Origin of the sequence: Paenibacillus sp. USDA918EY, from assembly GCF_009870825.1 — a bacterium.
GTDB lineage: Bacteria > Bacillota > Bacilli > Paenibacillales > Paenibacillaceae > Paenibacillus_AQ > Paenibacillus_AQ albilobatus.
The window spans coordinates 1-19,169 of record NZ_WTWY01000026.1 but is presented as its reverse complement, the minus strand read 5'-3'; the positions used below and the strand labels follow the sequence as shown (position 1 = coordinate 19,169).

Sequence of the window (19,169 nt, the reverse complement as noted above, 5' to 3'; positions counted from 1 at the left end):
GGCCCGAAATCATGGCCCGAACCCTTATGGACGGTTTGTTTCGGCAAGACCTATCAGGTCAAGAGCCGCACCGCATAGACCTCCCGGCAAAACCCGCGAAGCCCGTTGTAAATGCGCGCAACCTTGGATTCCTTATAGACGAGTCCAAACACGGTCGGGCCGCTTCCCGACATGAGCGCTCCGTCGGCTCCAAGCTTCAGCATCGCTTCTTTCAGCTGACTGACCTGCGGATGAAGCTTCAACGTCACTTCCTCAAGCACGTTGCCGAGACGGCCGCATACGGCGCCGAAATCGCCGGCCTGAAGCGCCTCAACCATTTTTCCCGCGGATGGATGTTCCTTCACGTCAGCCACCCTGAATTTGCCGTACACTTCCGCCGTTGAAACGTTGATCGGAGGTTTGGCCAAAATGACCCAGCAGCTTAACGGATTATCCACCTTGGTGAGCTTTTCGCCCCGACCCGTCGCCAGCGCGGTGCCTCCCGTCACGCAAAAAGGAACGTCCGATCCCAGTTCGGCTCCAAGCTCCTGCAGCTCATGTACGGGGATATTCAAGTTCCACAGCCGGTTTAAACCTCTTAAGGTCGCGGCCGCATCGCTGCTGCCTCCCGCGAGACCCGCGGCCACCGGAATTTTTTTGTCCAAGTGGATATGAACGCCGCTTTGAACATCATATCGGTCCTTGATCAGCCGCGCGGCCTGAAAAGCCAGGTTTTTCTCATCGAGCGGTATGTAGCCCGCTTGGCTTGTGATGATTATCGTGTTCCGGGGCAGCGCCGACATTTCCAGCCTGTCCGCCAAATCGACCATCGTCATGACCATTTCGACTTCATGGAAGCCGTCAGGCCGTTTATGTAATACATCCAGCATCAAATTGATTTTGGCCGGTGCTTTTTCGTAAATTTTCAAGGCGTTCACCCACCCTTAAGTTTCCCTCGTATCAGCTTCAAATCATTATATCAAACTGTACCATACAAGTCATTTCGAACCTTTCTGCGGATATAGAAAAACGGAGATTCCATGTAAGCGATGGAGATCTCCGTCCGGCATGTGTGAAGCTACGATTTGCGGGCTGCGGCCTGTTCGGCGAGTTGGATGGCCCGTTTCACCATGTTTCCTGCATCCTTGGCTTTGATGCCGCCCCAACCCTCCTGCTGGACCGTCTCATAAAAACCCAAATCCTTGGCAAGCTCCGTCTTCAGCTCTTCCGACATCACGCTGCGCCGTCTGCGGCTCATGGGCAGTCCTCCTTGTCCATCTTCGGTTGCATCCCGCCATGAATCCCTGCGGCATGACCGTTCACTCAAGAGATATAAGGAATTCCCTTATGTATTATTGCTCACGGGATGCGCCCTCATTCGGGAACTTCGCTGACAACAAAAAACAGCCCTCCCAGAAGGAAAGCTGTTCCCAAATAAAAAAGTTACGCTTGATCGAACTTATTCCGCGTCGTTCGCCTGATCCTCGCAGATGGTGACTTCAACGGATTCAGTAAGAATATCTGCATAGCTGTATGAAACGCGTTTAAAGGTTTGCTGTTCTTGGTCCAGCTTGACGATAAAAACAGAAGGGTACGTTCCCTCGAGCACGCCCGTGCGTTCGATCGTCTTGCGTCGACCGCCGTTTGCACGCAGCGATATTTTCTGACCTACGTGAGCTTCGAGATTTCGTTTGATTTCCAACAGCGCATTTTTAGCCATTGTCGACGACCACCTCTTTCCTTGTCCATTATAACCCAGGAAGAGATTTTTGTCAAATAAAATTTAAATTATAGCAGCATCAAAATTATTTTGTCAATTGATTTTTTTGCGGCATTTTGTAAGATTTCCGAATACACGCCGTAAACGACAAAAAACCTTAATCAATGAACCATGATTAAGGTTTAATCAGCCGTTGTTTAAATTTTTGCGGGACGTCGGGACTGGCTGGTTTTACATTACCGAAGGCGTTACTTTCAGCTGCGACAGGTCGTTCAGGCGTGGCAAGCCGATCCGGTAGCTTCCGCGCGTTTCGATGCCGCCGACGCCCTGCGCTCCGCTGATCGTGTTGTGCAGCACATCCATCATGTTGATCGTTTCTCTTACCGACGTGAAGGAGGCCTTGGCGGCCACGTACACGGGATCCAGCGCATGGATGAGTATGCGCCCCGGCGAGCTGGCGAAATTCGCTCCCGCTTGCAGCAGCGCCTCAAAATGCGACTGGCAGGCACCCGCAATGACTGTCAGCGTATCGTAATGCCGTTCGTATTGACGGGCGACCTGAATGGCCGAAACGAAGTTTTGGGAATTTTTATAGCTGTTCAGGTTGTAGAGGTCCTTATTCGGCCGGTGCTTGAGCACGCCGTCATGACCGGTAATGACGACGATGTCCGGACGCACCCGCGGCAGCAGGCGGTACAGCGCATCCGCCATGCCCGCTTCGTTGACGTAATGCCCTTCGACGGGCACGCGCAGCTGCTGATAAAGGCTAAGGCTCTTTTTCAAATAATTTAAATCCCCATCCAGATGGAGAACTTTACCCGGAACTTCAAAATACGAAGGCTGCTCCATCATCGGCCACTCTCCGCCGAGGTTGGCCTGCGTTCGTTCGGTAAGCTCCTCCCGATGGCGTTTCAGCCTGCTTAGCGACTCGTTTGCCCGAATATGGGCCTTTTGGGTTTTCTCAGTAACCGGCGCATATGGTACCCTCACAAGGTCATCCAGGGGCGAATCAGCCAACAGCCGAAACTCGGTCCCCTTGATCACAGCCAAATTGCTCCGCAGATCTTCCACACGAAAAGCGATATCACCGCCATAAGATTTGCGGACGACCAGGTCTCCTATATTCATCACAACATCACCCCTACCCCATGGTATGGGCGAATCCCCTTATTGGTTCTTCCCTTTTGCCAAAATAAGCTTGGAACCCATCCTTCCCGCCGGCATGACAATGGTTGCGAATGAGGCTTTTAGCTTGTTACGCCGCCTTTCAACAGCACATTGCTGAGCGTGGCAAATTCCTGCAGGCTGAGGGTTTCACCGCGTCGCGACGGCTCAATGCCGGCAGCATGAAGCAAACTCTCCAGCTGCTCACGGCCCTCTTTGGGGAAAAATCGCGTTTTGAGATTGTTGGCGATCGTTTTCCGGCGTTGGGCAAACGAAGCATGCACGACCTGGAAAAAGAACTTCTCGTCGTCCACCTCAACCGGGGGCTGCTCACGCACTTTGAGACGGATGACGGCAGACTCCACGTTCGGCTGCGGGATAAACACCGTCTTCGGCACGATGCATACCAATTCCGGCTCGCTGTAATACTGGACGGCGATGCTGAGGCTTCCGTAGTCCTTCGTGCCCGGTGAAGCCGCCATCCGCTCGGCGACCTCCTTCTGGATCATGACCACGATATTCTCCAGCGGCAGCTTCTCTTCCAGCAGCTTCATTAAAATCGGCGTCGTGACGTAATAGGGCAGGTTTGCAACGACGCTCACCTTGGACACATTCGCAAAATCCTCCGCAAAAAGCGCATCAAGATCCGTCTTCAGGACGTCGCCATGATGAATGCGCACATGCGGATACGGCTCCAATACCTCCTGAAGAATCGGAATGAGCCTTTGGTCGATTTCGACGGCGGTAACCGCCCCGGCCTCTTGGGCCAGCTTTTCGGTCAGGGCTCCGATGCCCGGGCCGATTTCCAAAGCCCCTTTCGTGGAATCAAGCCCCGCCGCCTCCACGATTTTGCCCAAAATGTTTTGATCAATCAGAAAATTTTGCCCCAGGCTTTTTTTGAACGAGAACCCGTGACGCTGAATAATTTCTTTCGTTCGCCTTGGCGAAGCAATGTCGTCCATTCGATGCATGTCAACCTTCCCTTTCCTGTTCCAATTGGGCTAAAGCATTGGCAAATTCCTCGCGCGTGATTTGAAATACGGCCAGCCGCTTATGGAACTGTTTGCCGTTGCAATATCCGATGCCAAGCAGGTTCCCCATCACCATGCGTCTATGGGCCGCATCCGGGTGCACCAACAAGCCTGCCTCCATCAGGTCCTCCATGTCGATCAGGCTTTCGGCCCCTTCGTAAGACGTATGCACGCGCGAGAGCGCCTTGCGGATCGCTTCGGGCGAAGCGTTCTCCACGCCGATGTCCCCTTTCCGCGTGGCGTCCTCCTCCGGAATGAAGGCATGCTTGCAGCCGGGCACCTTATTGGCGATAATTTTCCGAATCCGTTCCCCGGCGTGGTCCGGGTCGGTCAAGACGATGACTCCCCTGCGTTCTTGAGCCAAAGCGATCTGCTTCAGTATGCGGCTGTTGATCGCCGACCCTCCGGTCTCGATGGTGTCAGCTTCCACCGCCCGTTTTACGGCTACGGTATCGTCCCGGCCTTCCACGACTATGACTTCTTTGATCATGGCCTGCTTCTTCCTTTCCCAAAAGCTCGTCCGTTCATGCGTCAGGCGTTTTTCGGACATCCAAACAACAAAAAGAAGAGGAATGCTCCTCTTCTTTAGCATGACATTTTCATGATCATAATACTATAACATTAGAATGACATTGTAAAACGAAATTAATTCACTTGCGGCTTCACCGGACCGATCACGTACACTTTGAGCCCGGATTTCCGGCCGAAATTGTTGGCCCGTTTCACGGAGTCGTAATAAATGTCGATCTTGTTGCCTTTGATGGCCCCGCCCGTGTCTTCGGCACGGCGGAAGCCGATCCCCTCGATGTACACCCACCATCCGAGCGGAATCACGCTAGGATCAACGGCAATGGTGCGCCCTTCCGTCACGCGCGTTCCCGTCGCGGTACGCGTCCCGATTCCCGGCTCGCCGGCGGAATATGCCGTCATGGAAACATGAATCAATTTTTTATATGAGAAATCAACACCGGCTTTGCTTATACGGCTATTGCTGCTGACTGTTTTTTTCGTTTTGGCGGCTGATGAAGCTTTGACGGTGGATGAAGCTTTGACGGTGGATGAAGCTTTGACGGTGGATGAAGATTTGACGGCTGCTGTCTGTACGACTGGCGGAGCCGGTTTTTTCTTCGTTCCTACGGCGATGACTTTATCCAGCGTTTTCGTCTGCACTTCTTTGCCGATCATGCGCATCGACACCATTTGGCCGTCATGGTATACCTTTTCGATATGCTGCACCATCACGCCCGGCTTTCCCTGCTGAATGACGCGGTTATCGCCTACGGTCAGGCTGGGATCGGCCGTCTTGATGACGCGGAAAGGCAAGCTTTCGTGGCGATCCACGACTTGCTTGTTGACGCGCACGATACGAATATCGGTCTGTTCCGTCACCCGCTCGGTCAGAGCCGGAGTGACTTTATCGTTCTCTTTGAGCGATACGCCGAACTCCTTCAGCACGTCGCCAACCGTGTCTTTTGTGGTGTACAACTTTTTCGTCGCCCCATCCACCGTCACCTGCACGGGAGCGGCGCGGTCGATCACCACTTTGTCTCCATCCTGAAGCGAACCGCTCAGCGGCATGGAAACCTGATCCTCCGGTTTAAGGCTGATTGCCTGCTCATCCAGCATTTCTTGTAAAACAGACTTGTTAGTCTCAATCTTCTTGACTTGACCGTCTACCACCAGGTATACCTGTTTGCGCGTGGATGAGTTGACCAGCAGCAAAATCATGATGGTAAGTGCGATTGTAACGATAGCTGCAGTAGAGATTTGGCGCAAATTCTCATGCTTCCATCGCAATGCGTAAGACATGCTGGAGATTTTTGAATCATGGGTCTCTTCTTGACCGAAAATGCCCATTTTCTCGATCCTCCTTCATAGCCTCGCCATTAGAGTTACGCATGAATGATTTGACGCGGGCTATACTTGATTTTTTACAAGACCGCACAAGGAGCATGCGCTCTTGCACCACGAACCGATCGATTTTTCATGATTTGTCGCCTCCTGTTATACAACAGTATGACGACGCCTTCTCCATTATTCAAAAACAAAAGAAGCCTGCTAAGAGCTTGCGAGGACTCTTTCGTGGCTTCCCTGGATGTCTGAATGACGGAAAAGTAAATGCACGAAACCCTCTCTTTATGCCGCTTACGGAGTTAGCTGTCGGGTTTGGGCGAAAGAGAGCCGCCCGATCAACGCCTGCCCGCTCATGGCGGACTGCGCCGAATTCACCCCTGAGACCCTGTAAAGAAATCAAATACATCCTGAGCATCGATGCGGCTGCGACCGCAACGCTCTCTATGTATCGGTTCCCCCGCTCTTTCGCAAAACGAAAGATTCAGCGTGATTGGTTCACGGAAGCCGCCGCATAACCGAAAAAGGAAACGGCTTACAGCAGCTCAAGTTCACTGACAAGATGATATCCTGTTTTGATGCATGTTGTAAAGCGGGAATCAACAACGTTTATTTGAATATATGGTTAAAAAATTGTAATATTCTTCGTTTTTTTGGTTAAAAAACTTTAATGCTTCGCTTATGCTCGTTTTTTCAGCTGTTTTTCTCCCGTTTTCATTTAATACCAAATCGTTCCAGCCCATTTTTGGTCGTAATTCGGGCAATTTCCTCCACTTCGACACCTTTAATTTGGGCGGCGGCCTCGGCCACCAGACGAACGTGGGCAGATTCGTTTCGTTTTCCTCGGTAAGGATGCGGCGTCAGGTAAGGAGAGTCGGTTTCGATCAGCAGCCGGTCCATCGGAACCTGCGCAAGCACTTCCTTGGGCTGTCTGGCATTTTTGAACGTGATGGGTCCCCCGAAGGACAGATGGAATCCCATGTTCAAGCATAATTTGGCCGTTTCCCAGCTGCCGGAATAGGAATGCATAACGCCCCCGACTTCGCTTGCCTTCTCTTCGCGCAAAATTTTTACGATATCCTCGTGCGCGTCCCGGTTATGAATCACGATCGGCATGTTCAATTCCCGGGCCAAACCGATTTGCTGGCGCAGCACGCGATGCTGAACGTCCTTCGGCGAAGTGTCCCAGTAATAATCAAGCCCGATTTCGCCGATGGCCACCACTTTCTCGTGACTGCATAAAGATGCAATCCACTCGAGGTCGCCTTCTTTCATCGTGACGGCATCCTGGGGATGCCAACCGACGGCGGCATATATAAAATCATACGTTTCCGCAAGCTTCATCGTGGAGGGGATCGTTTCACGGTTAAACCCGACGTTAATCATCCGGGTAACGCCCGCCTCATAAGCGCGAACTATAGTTTCCTCCCGGTCTTCGTCGAACTGCGGCGCATCCAAATGCGTATGCGTGTCGAATAAATTCATGCTTGGAACTCCCTTCGTGTCAGAAAGCATAGATTAATATGGGTCATCCTTCAAAGCAATCGCTGTCGTTATCGCTTGAAAATTTGGGAAACCGGGTCGGAAAGGGAAGAAATGACGTCTTTCATTTTCGACCCGGGATAATACAGATGGTATTTCCCGCGGTGAATCCCGCTGATGGAGCGGACAATATCCGACACCTCCGATATTTCCCGCAGGCGTTCCTCTCTATCAAGCAGCAGAATCTGCTTCTGGCTGGATTCGTCGCCGGGCCGAAATACATCGTACGGAAGATCGGTCGGAAAATCAACCTCGAGATCATATTCAGGGTTGAGTCCTACCCGCTTAAAATCACGGCGGATCTGATCGATCATCTCAAGGTCCACTGATTCCACTTCCACATATTTATACAATCTGCGATGCATAAAACGGCTGCAAAGCTCGCTCAGCACGGCATCCTTTTCGTTCGTCCACTGCGAAAACACGGTTTGGATCAACGCTTCGTCAAGTTTCAGATAATCCTGAACGGAAAGCTTGTCTTCGAAAAGCCCCGGAAGCGGATCAATCAGGAATCCAAAGGCATAGTGATCTCGGTACAACTCCTTGGCGCGGCGGAAGATTTGCCGCAAAATAATTTCAGAGCTGCGCGTCACCGGATGAAAATAAACCTGCCAGTACATTTGATACCGGGACATCAGGTAGTCTTCCACCGCATGCATTCCCGATTCCTTAACGACGATTCTTCCCTGATAGGGACGTAGCATCCGGAGAATCCGGTCGATATCGATCGTTCCGTAATTGACGCCCGTGTAATAGGCATCCCGGAGCAAATAGTCCATCCGGTCGGCATCGAGCGGGCTGGATACCAGATTAACCACGATCGGATGAACGTAATCCTTGGCGATTACCGAGGCGACTTTGACAGGGAAATCATCGGCCACCTCCGCTAAAATCGCGTTTACTTCGGTGTCCCCGAGGATGATCCGTCGGGTCCAATCCTCATGGTCCATTTCGAAAGCCTCTTCGATCGAATGGGAAAATGGACCGTGTCCCAAATCATGCAGCAGAGCGGCGCAAAGGGTGAGCAGCTTCTCGCTGTGCGGCCAGTCGGCATACCCGTTTCGCTCAAATTGCGAGATGATACGGCGCGTAATTTCGTAAACGCCGAGGGAGTGGGAAAACCGGCTGTGCTCCGCCCCGTGGAACGTCAAATAAGAGGTGCCGAGCTGGCGGATTCGCCGCAGCCTTTGAAATTCCGCCGTGTTAATCAGCCGCCAGATGGTGGAATGCTGAACATGGATATAATTATGTACGGGATCCTTGAACACTTTTTCTTCATTTAAGGTATGCATGCGATTCATCTCCTTCTGAAAAATTTAAAAATCAAACTATTTTTGAATTTTTTTCGACAATACATGTCGAATGATGTCGTTTAAGGTAGAAAAAGCGATTTCCAAATCGACATTATCCTACCAAGGATATATAATGGGAAAAGAATCCTGATATTAGTGATTTCCCTACTACCAAGCAATCTGTGCTCGTTTTGGGGACGAATTTGATAGGTTGACTGTTTTGGGAATCGTTGGTATTATTGATATCATAAAAGAGAGAACGTTGTCGAATTATGGCACTATAAAACTATGGCGAGAGGAGCAATGATCAGTTATGATGAAATCAACTGGTATTGTAAGAAAAGTAGATGAACTGGGCCGGGTCGTTATTCCGATTGAATTGCGCCGCACACTAGGCATCGGGGAAAAAGACGCTTTGGAAATTTACGTGGACGGAGAGCGCATCATGCTCAAGAAATACGAGCCTGCCTGCATCTTTTGCGGCAATGCCGAGAACGTGACGTATTTCAAAGGAAAAATTGTTTGCCACGATTGCATCTCGGAAATCCCAACACCTGTGACAAATTAAGTTTTTTAGTATATAATAGTATTATTCTATTTGTTAATTCTAACCTTTTTCATATCTCCTTGGTGTCTCCTAGGCTTAGAACCCGGCCTTTGGAGACATTTTTTTGTCCTGCAGGCTGCGTGCCCGCGCCGGAATTTGGGCCCTAAGGCTCCCCTCCGCCGGGCTTATCGCTGCAGCCTGCCTGGCATAGTTTGTGCATCCATCGTTATATCAAAGCGTTATAAATATCGCGCTTCGAAACTCCGCGGTCACCGGCGGTTTTTTTCATCGCCTCCTTACGCGGCATTCCTTCCGCCTCATAATGCGCGACATGCTCCTCGATCGTCAGATCCTGCCACCAAGCGGACAGCCGCTCCCGCTCCTCTGTTAAACTCGTCCCTTCCACAACCAAGCAATATTCGCCTTGGGGCGGATGCTCCTGCAAATAGTCCAGACATTCCTGCACGTCTCCGCGAACAAATTCTTCGTAGCGTTTCGTCAGTTCGCGGGCCAATGCCACCTTGCGGTTCCCGAGGACGTTTTGGATCGCGGTCAACGTTTTGACCACCCGGTGCGGAGATTCGTATAACAGCAGCGTTCCTTGCGCTGAGTTGAAAGAATGAAGCGTCTCCTCGATGTCCTTTCGCTCGCGCGGAAGAAAGCCGATAAAGGTAAACCTGTCCGTCGGTAGGCCGGACGCGATCAAGGACGACAAAGCGGCATTCGCCCCCGGAATCGGAATGACGTTGATCCCTTCCTCCACCGCCAGTTTGACGAGATCGGCCCCAGGGTCGGAAATGGCCGGCAAACCGGCGTCGCTCACAAGCGCCAAATTTTTTCCTTCTATTATATAGCGTATCAATTCCGGCCCGCTCGCCGCTTTGTTATGCTCATGGTAGCTGAACAGCATTTGCGGGCTGATCTCGAAATGCGTCAGCAGCTTTCGCGTTTGGCGCGTGTCCTCTGCTGCAATGATATCGCATTCCTTTAACGTCCGAACCGCCCGGAAAGTCATATCCTCCAAATTTCCGATAGGCGTAGCGACAAGATACAGCGATCCCTTGCCGCCGGAATGGTCTTGAAAACTGCTTTGACGTGTCAGACTCATGCTTCTCCCTCTTTGGAACCGTAATAAATTTCCATGATTTCCGGACAATACTGATTATGTTCGTCATATACAATCAGCGGCGGAAGTAGCCTTACATCCGGTTTTCCCTCCCGAATACATTCAATCAGCACCATGTTCGCTTCCAAATGGGCGCGGGGGTGAACAAAACGCATCCGTTTCGGTTCCAGCCGGTACTGCCGCATCAATGTTACGATTTCGCCAAGTCGCTGCGGTTTATGCACCATGCTTACTTTTCCTCCCGGTTTTACGAGCCGGAAGCAGGCTTGAATAACATCCTCCAACGTACAGCCGATTTCATGCCGGGCAATCGCCTGATGCGGGTTCAATTTAATATCGCTCCCGTTCAGCGGCATGTAGGGCGGATTCACCGTAATGGCGTCGTACGCTCCGTGGCCCGTTTCCTTATAAAGCTCCTTTAAGTCGCCTTCCCGAATGACGATTCGGTCCTTAAGCCCGTTCATCGCTACGCTGCGCTTGGCCATTCCCGCAAGTCTGGGCTGAATTTCAATGCCTTCGATCTGCGCTTTGGTGCGCGTGCTCAGTAGAAGCGGAATGACGCCATTGCCCGTGCAAAGGTCCAATATTTTTCCTCTTGGCGGAACGCCGGCAAAACGGGCCAGCAGTACGGCATCCATCGAAAAGCTGAACACCTCGTCGCTCTGAATAATGTGCAGATCATGGGTCAGCAGATCGTCGATGCGCTCCGAGGGCTCCAAAAGCAGACTTTTGTCCATATTCATCGGTTCCATTTTCCTTTATCTATTGTTCTCCTTCATGAAAAGTTTACACTTTCGGATTGTTGAAAAAAAACCGTAGGAGTCGCTCCTACGGCTTCATTTATTCAAAAAAGACAGACAGAAAAGGCAATCGCCTTCCGTGCGCAAATGTCCATAATACACGTTGCAAATGTGAAAGCCTTCATGATAAAGCCGTGCCAGATTGTCATACCCTTCACCTACGACATCGCTGGGATGTTCGGGTTTGATCGGGACATGAGGCTGCGGCAAAGGAGCTCCCTCTTCGGCGGGCAAAGCTTCCTTCAATATTTTGCGGAGGTGTTCGTTTTCCAGCGTCAGCCGGTGATTCTCCTCCAGCAGCTCTTTCATAATCAGCTTCATTTCACCTAGATCACTATGGATCTGTCCCATTTGTGTTTCCATTTCCTGAATGTGTGCAAAAATACTTTTCTTTTCCAAGTCTCCACCCCGAAAGTAACCCTATGGTTTACTTAATGACAACGTCATCCATTTGCAGTTCCCTGACCTTGCCGATGTCAAACAGCTGGACATGAACGGAACGGCTGTCGGCGTTGATGCCGACCACTTTGCCTTCGCCCAAAGACGTGATGACGATTTTGCCTACCGATGGCAGTTCTTCCTTCACACTTTCATAATTATCATGCTCATATTTCAAGCAGCACATAAGTCTTCCGCATAAACCGGAAATTTTGGTCGGATTCAGCGATAAGCTTTGATCCTTGGCCATTTTGATCGATACCGGCTCGAAGTCGCCAAGCCAGGAGGAGCAGCAAAGAATGCGACCGCATGGGCCGATGCCGCCCAGCATCTTCGCTTCGTCCCGGACCCCGATTTGTCTGAGCTCGATCCGCGTCCGGAAGATCCCGGCCAAATCCTTTACCAGCTCCCGGAAATCCACTCTTCCCTCGGCCGTAAAATAAAAAATGATTTTGTTGCGGTCAAACGTAAATTCCACGTCCACCAGCTTCATTTTGAGACCATGATCGCGGATTTTATTTAAACAGGTCGTAAAAGCCTCTTTGGCAGCCTGCTTATTCTCTTCTACAACGCGTGCGTCGGCTTCGCCGGCAATGCGTATCACCTTTTTCAAGGGCAGGACCACGTCGGCTTCCCCTACTTCTTTTTTTCCGACAACCACTTTGCCATATTCGATGCCCCGCGCCGTTTCAACGATCACGCTGTGATCCTTTTCAATCGGAAAATCAAGCGGATCGAAGTAATAAATTTTGCCCGCTTTCTTAAAACGGACGCCCACTACACTGTACAAAAACTAACCCCCTTGTATGCCAGAGAAAAAATTGGCTGGCCATGAAGCTACCCTTCCAAACCGATCAAAAATTGTTCGATACAAAGTTGGCCATTCACATTGTAGCGCAATTTCTTCCGGCACTCTGCGGCCAAATCCATATAGGAGACCCATTGTGCTGTGCTGCGGGATGATGCATGTGTGGATAAGAACTCCAACTGATCTATAAAAACGATACTTTCGTGCTTTCCGTACTGGACGTGAAGCATATCTTTGAACCACAAATGAAACAAACTTAACAGTACATCCAGATGATCGGAGAGTCCGGCCTTAAACACCTTCTGCGCTGCGGTCACCAGAGCGGAGCTGCCTCGTCCGAGAGCCTCCTTCCCTAATTGTAACACTACGCTTCTAATTTCTGCAAACCAATTCTGCTCGATCATTTCGCGGCATCCGTCGAGTCCGGACGATAAATGAACCGCGCAGCGGGCAAGCGCCGAAGGGTATCCTTCGTCGACCAGCTGCTGAAGCATCAGTCCCGGATTTAACGGGAAAAAGGGGATCGTCTGAGCCCGCGATTGAATCGTCGGCAGCAGCGCTTGTCCATTTTCCGTAATCAGAACGGCCACGGCCGGAACCGGAGGCTCCTCCAAAAATTTAAGCAGGCTGTTGGCCGCCTGCACCGTCATCGAATCAGCGTGATCTATAATATACACCTTCGGATTCGCCGATTCCGAACGATAGGAAAAGACCCGCTGCAGTTCGCGGATCTGGTCAATTTTGATGGACGATCCGTCGGGAGCGAGAAGATGAAGATCGGGATGGTTCCCGTGCTGGACTTTGCGGCATTCCAGGCATTGCCCGCATGCATCATCCACGCGTTCGGTACAAAACAGCGCCTGAGCAAAGGCTATCGCCGTCTTCATCTGCCCACAGCCGGCCGGCCCGCTAAAAATGTAGGCATGGCTCACGGAATCGCTGCGAAGCGCATTCTGCAGCAGCTTTTTCGCCGCATCCTGTCCCATAATATCCTGAAAAGACATAGTTCCTCTCTTCCTTTAAGATTTTACAAAAACCGGTTCCGATTGCAGCCTTTTATTACGCATATTAAAAGATTCTTCATCCTTGGCGGGCTTGTAATCGTCCTATTGCGGCCTTGCAAAATCTCCCTTGAATCTGCCTATGATGATCGGCTTATATCTCTAGTTTATCATGACAAGGCAAACTTGTTCATTCCTATTTCTTCAAAAAACGAGATTGATCAGCATGCCGCGGATTTCGCCTATTCGCTGCAGCAGCTCAATTTTTCCTTGCTCGCTTTCCAGCATCTCGTCAGCCAAGCCAAGCAGCGCCGCATCAATCTCATCGATTAATTTATATCGTTTTCCCCGACCGCGTCGGTCCCATCCTCTAGCTTCCTTCATGGTAACGCCGCGTCTCACCGTATCCTCCAAAAACCGCTTCACCAGAAGGCGATATGCTTTCAGCTCGCGGATGGTCATGGAACGGGCCAAGCGTTCCCCCTGCATCTGAATTTCCTTGAACCGGCGCCCGAGCTCCTCCTGGGAGGCGGTTTCTTTCTGCTGCTGCATGACGTCCAGGAAAGATTTTTGCTGAACGGGTTTCGTCAAACCGTCGGTTACCGGGAGTTCGCTTTTGATGGGTCTAAACCCCGGGTTGATTTTCAAGAATATCTCCTGCCTTTAGCTGCCAAGAATAATGCGAAATAAGGCTTCATTCGCCTTATGCTGCGATCCTCCCGGCTGCGTTTTTTTCGGATGGTCAGAACGCTGCAAGGATTCCGCCCGCTTTGCGGCACCGAAGGTTCGTAATTGCCCTTTTTTCCGGTCCCTGAAGCCGTGGCGGGATGTTGCAGCATCCCTTGAATTAGTCAGGCTTTTGCAAACATTTGATCCTGAAATCAAATTTTTTGCAAAATCCTACTTAGAAATGTTCAAAACGGTCTACCGGCAGCACGAATACGGTGGCTCCGCCCACTTGAACTTCAACGGGGAGAGGCAAATAAGAATCTGTCGTACCGCTCATCGGCGTAACCGGAGTAACAAGCTGCTCCCTGACTTTACAACTGCTGCGGATGACGTTCATTACGGCCTCGACCTGACTGTCGTCCACCCCGATCATAAATGTGGTGTTCCCCGCCCGAAGAAACCCGCCGGTACTTGCCAGTTTTGTCGCCCGAAAATTCGCTTTCACCAGCCCCGCAGACAAACGGTTGCTGTCTTTATCCTGTACAATCGCAACGATCAGTTTCATCCTGCATTCCCTCCTCTTTGAATTTTGGCTTGATACGGAAACAAGTCCTTGATTTAGCGGCCCGTTGTCCTTCCAAGCCATCTTTAACTTATTTGACAAAGGTCCTCAAAAATCCTTTAAAATCCGCTCTTCCAAGCTCCGAATGATGTCCCGCTCGACATTTTCCAACGTTTGCGATGCATCGATTACGACAATCCGATCGGAAAAACGTTCGACAAGCTGCAAATACCCTTCTCTTACTTTATGATGAAACGATAAGTCCTCCAGATCCAAACGATTGACTTCCCGGTTCCGGTTGGCGGCAATACGCGCCAATCCCACCTCGGGTTCGATATCCAAATAAAACGTCAGCTGCGGCATCCGGTCATGAATCGCAAATTGGTTGATGCTCCACACTTCGTCCATGCCGATTCCGCGGGCATATCCCTGATACACGAGGCTGCTGTCGACAAACCGGTCGCACAACACCAGCTTGCCTTCCGCCAGCGCGGGCTCCACCTTCTCCGCCAGATGTTGGCTGCGCGAAGCGGCATACAGCAAAGCTTCCGTACGTGGGTCCATCGCCGTGTGGCTCGGGTTTAAAATGACCTCGCGTATTTTTTCGGCGATTTCGATGCCTCCCGGCTCGCGCGTCACGATATGAGGGACGGAGCGGTTTTCCAGGTAGTCCTTGAGTTTGCCTATAACGGTCGTTTTTCCGGTTCCTTCCCCTCCCTCCAGCGTAACGAATATTCCCCTGCCATGACTCATTCAACATTCTCCTGCTCTTTTGTTATTTTTAAGTTAGGTATTTTGCAACAATATCGGAAGCGCGGTCTGGTAATCCTCCCCCGTTTGACTGCGGCCCGAAGTTTAAAGCGCGATTCATCGACGATTCTTATAATTTTGGGGTATATCAATTTGCCACTGGTCGCCCGCATGAGCTCAAAAAAGTTTTCCGCGATCCGGAGACGAGTCTCCATCTTTGTAAACAAGGATCGTCCTCAGCTTCGGATCCTGGGCGCCCTGGCATTTGGCACCGGCTTGCGCCAAGGCTTGCAGCTTGCGGATCGTCGCTTCGGTTACCCGTTCTCCCGGGTACAAAACGGGAATGCCCGGCGGGTACGGTATAACCATCTCTGCCGCCATCCTCCCCGAACCATCTTCCAGTGGAATGGCCTCCACGTCGTCGGGATCGGTCGGGGTCAGGCTGAATGGGACCGGCTCCGAAAAAGCGGTTGGTTCAAAAATGTTCCACGTGGAAAATTCGACAGCAAGGTTCTCTTTGGCCTTGTCGACATGCGCGGAAGCCTGCGGCTGCAGAACTCGTGATGGAGAATGCATCGGCTGGGCGTCCGCCTTCTCTACAGTTATATGCGATAGGGCCATCAAAAGGTGACGGGTGTCCTCTTCCGTCGACCCCAAACTATAGAGCAGGACCACGTACCGGTCATCGCTCATCTCGGGCACGCAGCCCCAGGCTTCAAGCCGGCGCTGCAGCTCGTAGCCGCTCAGGACCCCGGTGCGGTCATAAATGACCACCTTGAACGGGTCCTGCGTGGCATAGGCCGCCGCTGCATCGCCGGCGGCACCCCGCTGCTGCGCCTGCGGCTGCAGCAGCCCGAAGCGCGGCAGCTCCCTGAGGCCGCGCTTCAGTCCCTCCACGGCGGCAAGACCCGCCGTGAAGGCTGCGGCGCCCTGCACGTGCAGCTGGCGCCGCGCCAGGTCGAGAGAGCCCATCACCGGGTACGATGGGCTCGAGCTTTGCACCATGGCCAGCCGCTGGCGGAGAAGTCCGCGGTTCACCCGCGGACCTTGGACGTGCAGCATGGCTCCCATGGTGAGCGCGGCCAGCATCTTGTGCGTCGATTGAACGACGACGTCTGCGCCGCTGGCCAACGCGCTTACGGGCAGTTCCGGATGCTGCCCGTAATGGGCGCCGTGCGCCTCGTCCACAAGCAGCGGCACGCCGTGCCGATGACAGGCCTCCGCGAGCGGCGCCAAGTCGGTTCCCATGCCGTAATAGTTCGGCATGGTGACAAGCACGCCTTTGGCCTCCGGATATGCGGCCAGTGCGGCGGTGACCGTCTCGGCTGCGGGCGCCGTGGCAAGCCCGCTGGGCTCGTCTACCAACGGCTGCAGAAACACCGCCCTTGCCCCCGCCAGCATCAAGCCGTTGAGTACCGATTTATGCACGTTCCGTTGGACCAGCAATATATCTCCGGGACGCGTACACACGGTCAAAATCATCGCCAAATTGCCGGACGTGCTTCCGCCAACGAGGAAAAAGCTTTCCTCCGCCCCGAAACAATCCGCAGCCAGCCTCTGTGCATCGCGGATAACACCCTCGGGATGGTGAAGATCGTCGGTCCCCGAAATTTCCGTGACATCCGCCTCCATCACTTGATCCAGAAAACCCGCTCCCCCCAGAGCGGCATAAGCCCGTCCTTTTTTATGGCCGGGTACATGAAAGGAGGCTTGCCTGCCGTTTTTGTATTGACATAGTGCCTCGAATAGAGGCGCCTTTTCTTTTTCCAACTGTTTTTTGCCCATTTCGACTTCGATTCCTTCCGGTTTCACTCTATACCCTATTTTACCGTATATTGAACCATCCAGCTAACGAAACGGCAAAACAAAGCCGAAATCAAGCTCCTCTTATTAAAGAGCTCGTGCCGGCTCAAAACGAAAACTTGTGAAGAAAAAGCTCTGCCAAGTCCAATTGCAGGCTTTACCACTGATCTTAAAAAAAGGGCAAGCATTCCGCCAGCCCTTCCTTCATTCGCAATATTGCGAAGCCACGATATGTCCAATGTATTTTAGCTGCTTTCCAAGCATATTGCCGAATTTGCCTCAAACATGGGTCTGCATGCTGATTTGTCTCATCTGATGGATATAAAAATGATATTTTGCATCCCCGGCATCGGTGCGCACCATTTCGCTTTCGCAATCCTCGCAAATAAACTGGGACACGATCGTGATCCCTTCTTCTTTCGTTTGCCCGCAAATGATACAGACGTGTTCGGTATGATTATCTTCCATCAACCATCCCACCTTGTTTCTTTGATTACTATGAAGTATGGCTCATTTTCTATTATTTTAAACCCTTTCATAGTTGTTTCATATCCCTTATGGCCTACACCATTCATATTCATCTGCGACTAAACGCGTGTTTGTACACGAAAACTTAATGAATTCCCGAGAAAGAGCCGATATATGAAATAAAGACATAAGGGAGGAACGCTATTTTTCTATGACTGAGGAGAACAATATCAACGCTACCTTTTATCATTATAAGTTAATCAAAAGGATACCGGTAAAGCGGATTTTCGTCCGCTGTTATCTCCTTCTTCCTTATATCGCGCTGATTGCGGAGACGCTGTTGATATCCTGGATGAGCATATTTTATTTTGTGCTCGCAGCGCCGCTCGTTTTTTGGATTCATTACGTTATTTCCCGCTCGGTGTTGCTCCTGTCCGGCTCTGCGTACCATAAGCGGTGGAAGTTCTCTATGCAGATTCCCTGGGTCGGATACGTTACGGATCAGCATATCAGCTTCCGCATGTTCAGAAAAGTTTATACGTACATTACAAGCATCGGGCTGGTGCTCTTTCTAGCGTTTCTGTTTTTCTCTCCCCTTTCGTTTGTCGTTTCCTTGCTGTTCTGGCATCTGTGGCTTTTGCTTCCGCGCTTCTATGTCTACGCCCGTCTATCCAGGCTGCGCAAAGACGGAATGATCAAATTCAACCGTCAGGATATTTCTTATTACCAGCAATAAACGCTATGGATCCAAACCTGAATTTCAATGCATGTGGATAATGATTAAGAATCAATCTCTAATATTAAAAAAAGACCTGCATCTTAAGATGCGGGTCTTTTATGGTTTGGTGGAGTCCGTGCTTTTTACAGCCGCCTTGCCTTTCGCTAGTACGGTGACCGTGAAATAATTATCGTGTATGGTCAAATGGACGACCCGGTTCTGCTTCTCGAATACTTTGGAAGCCCCTTCGGATTCATCCGTGTTTTCGCGCCAACCCCACTCTTTTATTTTCTCTAAATATTCCTCGGGAAAACTGTCCTTTTCCTTGAGGCCGCTCATTGAATAACGGACATAATCTATTTTAGTATTTCCTACATTACGATCGGTTCGGTTTGCTTCTTTCGGAACGGGAAAGGTCTTTTCATTTGCAGCCCCTTCAAAAGACGACCACGATGGTTGAGACTTTCCGCATCCTGCAAGCAGCAGCATAACGATACTAAACAAAAGAAGAGCATGCAGCCAAGAACGTCTGCGCATGTATGTCCTCCTTCTTCCAAGATCGGTTCCCTTAATAACCTCCAATACACCTCCTGACATGTACACTTCATATTATACTGACAACTTTTGGCGCGTCGGTAACAAAAATGTTACTTTAGTTTAGTGAGCAGTAAAAGCTCGCCGATATAAACACTCCATTTTCGCGGGGGAACCTGCCGATTCACAATTATCCCTGGCATGACCATCCCTACAACGGTAGAACAAAGATCATATCGACGATAACCGCTTTAGATTGAAATACGCAGCATATAACAAAGCATCAAACGACAAATAATTCCCTGCGCCATAAAATAAAAAAACCACCGTCGATTATACATCAACAGTGGTCCTTCGCTTGGCAAC

The 19,169-nt window shown here is 51.0% G+C and carries 22 protein-coding genes and 1 riboswitch; of the genes, 2 read left to right on the top strand and 20 right to left on the bottom strand.

Annotated features, from left to right (window positions below):
* Nucleotides 1–53: 53 nt before the first annotated feature.
* From ispE to GQY55_RS29130, 9 genes are all read right to left on the bottom strand, one after another.
* Nucleotides 54–908 (bottom strand): 4-(cytidine 5'-diphospho)-2-C-methyl-D-erythritol kinase, encoded by an 855-nt coding sequence (gene ispE, locus GQY55_RS29170; protein WP_160045431.1) that lies wholly within the window; start codon nucleotides 906–908, stop codon nucleotides 54–56.
* A 149-nt stretch (nucleotides 909–1,057) separates the two neighbouring features.
* Nucleotides 1,058–1,237, bottom strand: a complete 180-nt coding sequence (locus GQY55_RS29165; RefSeq protein WP_160045430.1) for a small, acid-soluble spore protein, alpha/beta type — start codon at nucleotides 1,235–1,237, stop codon at nucleotides 1,058–1,060.
* A 201-nt stretch (nucleotides 1,238–1,438) separates the two neighbouring features.
* On the bottom strand, nucleotides 1,439–1,699 hold the full coding sequence (gene veg / locus GQY55_RS29160) for a biofilm formation stimulator Veg (protein WP_160045429.1): 261 nt from the start codon (nucleotides 1,697–1,699) through the stop codon (nucleotides 1,439–1,441).
* A 231-nt stretch (nucleotides 1,700–1,930) separates the two neighbouring features.
* On the bottom strand, nucleotides 1,931–2,827 hold the full coding sequence (gene yabG, locus GQY55_RS29155; RefSeq protein ID WP_160045428.1) for a sporulation peptidase YabG: 897 nt from the start codon (nucleotides 2,825–2,827) through the stop codon (nucleotides 1,931–1,933).
* 119 nt (nucleotides 2,828–2,946) lie between these two features.
* Nucleotides 2,947–3,834, bottom strand: a complete 888-nt coding sequence (gene rsmA / locus GQY55_RS29150; protein WP_160045427.1) for a 16S rRNA (adenine(1518)-N(6)/adenine(1519)-N(6))-dimethyltransferase RsmA — start codon at nucleotides 3,832–3,834, stop codon at nucleotides 2,947–2,949.
* 1 nt (nucleotide 3,835) lies between these two features.
* A complete protein-coding gene (gene rnmV / locus GQY55_RS29145) occupies nucleotides 3,836–4,384 on the bottom strand; it encodes a ribonuclease M5 (protein ID WP_160045426.1) in 549 nt (182 codons plus the stop codon).
* 155 nt (nucleotides 4,385–4,539) lie between these two features.
* Nucleotides 4,540–5,751: a 3D domain-containing protein gene (locus tag GQY55_RS29140; protein WP_160045425.1), complete on the bottom strand. Its 1,212-nt coding sequence runs from the start codon at nucleotides 5,749–5,751 to the stop codon at nucleotides 4,540–4,542.
* A 270-nt stretch (nucleotides 5,752–6,021) separates the two neighbouring features.
* Nucleotides 6,022–6,245: riboswitch (cyclic di-AMP (ydaO/yuaA leader) on the bottom strand.
* A 214-nt stretch (nucleotides 6,246–6,459) separates the two neighbouring features.
* Nucleotides 6,460–7,230 (bottom strand): TatD family hydrolase, encoded by a 771-nt coding sequence (locus GQY55_RS29135; RefSeq protein ID WP_160045424.1) that lies wholly within the window; start codon nucleotides 7,228–7,230, stop codon nucleotides 6,460–6,462.
* A 68-nt stretch (nucleotides 7,231–7,298) separates the two neighbouring features.
* Nucleotides 7,299–8,579, bottom strand: coding sequence for an HD domain-containing protein (locus GQY55_RS29130; protein ID WP_160045423.1), 1,281 nt, complete (start codon nucleotides 8,577–8,579; stop codon nucleotides 7,299–7,301).
* A 313-nt stretch (nucleotides 8,580–8,892) separates the two neighbouring features.
* Here GQY55_RS29130 and GQY55_RS29125 point away from each other — a divergent pair, with 313 nt between their 5' ends.
* Nucleotides 8,893–9,147: an AbrB/MazE/SpoVT family DNA-binding domain-containing protein gene (locus tag GQY55_RS29125; protein WP_036712714.1), complete on the top strand. Its 255-nt coding sequence runs from the start codon at nucleotides 8,893–8,895 to the stop codon at nucleotides 9,145–9,147.
* Nucleotides 9,148–9,352: 205 nt separating this feature from the next.
* On the opposite strand, the gene rsmI is transcribed toward GQY55_RS29125, so the two are convergent.
* The 10 genes from rsmI to GQY55_RS29075 all read right to left on the bottom strand — a co-directional run bounded on the left by rsmI (nucleotide 9,353) and on the right by GQY55_RS29075 (nucleotide 17,551).
* A complete protein-coding gene (rsmI, locus tag GQY55_RS29120) occupies nucleotides 9,353–10,234 on the bottom strand; it encodes a 16S rRNA (cytidine(1402)-2'-O)-methyltransferase (RefSeq protein ID WP_160045422.1) in 882 nt (293 codons plus the stop codon).
* Entirely contained in the window at nucleotides 10,231–10,995 is a 765-nt protein-coding gene (locus GQY55_RS29115) for a tRNA1(Val) (adenine(37)-N6)-methyltransferase (RefSeq protein ID WP_160045421.1), read from the bottom strand. Before GQY55_RS29115 ends, rsmI begins: the two co-directional genes overlap by 4 nt.
* Before the next feature lie 93 nt (nucleotides 10,996–11,088).
* Nucleotides 11,089–11,451 carry a DNA replication initiation control protein YabA gene (gene yabA / locus GQY55_RS29110; protein ID WP_160045420.1) on the bottom strand — a complete coding sequence of 121 codons (363 nt, stop codon included), beginning with the start codon at nucleotides 11,449–11,451 and terminating at the stop codon, nucleotides 11,089–11,091.
* A 28-nt stretch (nucleotides 11,452–11,479) separates the two neighbouring features.
* Complete coding sequence (locus GQY55_RS29105; protein WP_160045419.1) at nucleotides 11,480–12,280, bottom strand: PSP1 domain-containing protein; 801 nt, start codon at nucleotides 12,278–12,280, stop codon at nucleotides 11,480–11,482.
* Between the two features lie 47 nt (nucleotides 12,281–12,327).
* Complete coding sequence (holB, locus tag GQY55_RS29100) at nucleotides 12,328–13,302, bottom strand: DNA polymerase III subunit delta' (RefSeq protein WP_160045418.1); 975 nt, start codon at nucleotides 13,300–13,302, stop codon at nucleotides 12,328–12,330.
* Nucleotides 13,303–13,503: 201 nt separating this feature from the next.
* Nucleotides 13,504–13,947 carry a YaaR family protein gene (locus GQY55_RS29095; protein ID WP_160045417.1) on the bottom strand — a complete coding sequence of 148 codons (444 nt, stop codon included), beginning with the start codon at nucleotides 13,945–13,947 and terminating at the stop codon, nucleotides 13,504–13,506.
* A gap of 256 nt (nucleotides 13,948–14,203) precedes the next feature.
* Entirely contained in the window at nucleotides 14,204–14,533 is a 330-nt protein-coding gene (locus tag GQY55_RS29090; RefSeq protein ID WP_036712689.1) for a cyclic-di-AMP receptor, read from the bottom strand.
* Between the two features lie 105 nt (nucleotides 14,534–14,638).
* Complete coding sequence (gene tmk / locus GQY55_RS29085; RefSeq protein WP_160045416.1) at nucleotides 14,639–15,283, bottom strand: dTMP kinase; 645 nt, start codon at nucleotides 15,281–15,283, stop codon at nucleotides 14,639–14,641.
* 174 nt (nucleotides 15,284–15,457) lie between these two features.
* The gene (locus GQY55_RS29080; protein WP_160045472.1) at nucleotides 15,458–17,065 is read right to left on the bottom strand and encodes an aminotransferase class I/II-fold pyridoxal phosphate-dependent enzyme; all 1,608 of its coding nucleotides are present in this window, start codon (nucleotides 17,063–17,065) and stop codon (nucleotides 15,458–15,460) included.
* A 297-nt stretch (nucleotides 17,066–17,362) separates the two neighbouring features.
* Nucleotides 17,363–17,551, bottom strand: coding sequence for a sigma factor G inhibitor Gin (locus GQY55_RS29075; protein ID WP_160045415.1), 189 nt, complete (start codon nucleotides 17,549–17,551; stop codon nucleotides 17,363–17,365).
* 352 nt (nucleotides 17,552–17,903) lie between these two features.
* On the opposite strand from GQY55_RS29075, the gene GQY55_RS29070 reads away from it, so the two are divergent.
* Nucleotides 17,904–18,287 (top strand): hypothetical protein, encoded by a 384-nt coding sequence (locus GQY55_RS29070; protein WP_236575943.1) that lies wholly within the window; start codon nucleotides 17,904–17,906, stop codon nucleotides 18,285–18,287.
* 99 nt (nucleotides 18,288–18,386) lie between these two features.
* Here GQY55_RS29070 and GQY55_RS29065 read toward each other — a convergent pair whose 3' ends face one another.
* A complete protein-coding gene (locus tag GQY55_RS29065) occupies nucleotides 18,387–18,806 on the bottom strand; it encodes a hypothetical protein (RefSeq protein ID WP_160045413.1) in 420 nt (139 codons plus the stop codon).
* Between the last annotated feature and the right edge of the window lie 363 nt (nucleotides 18,807–19,169).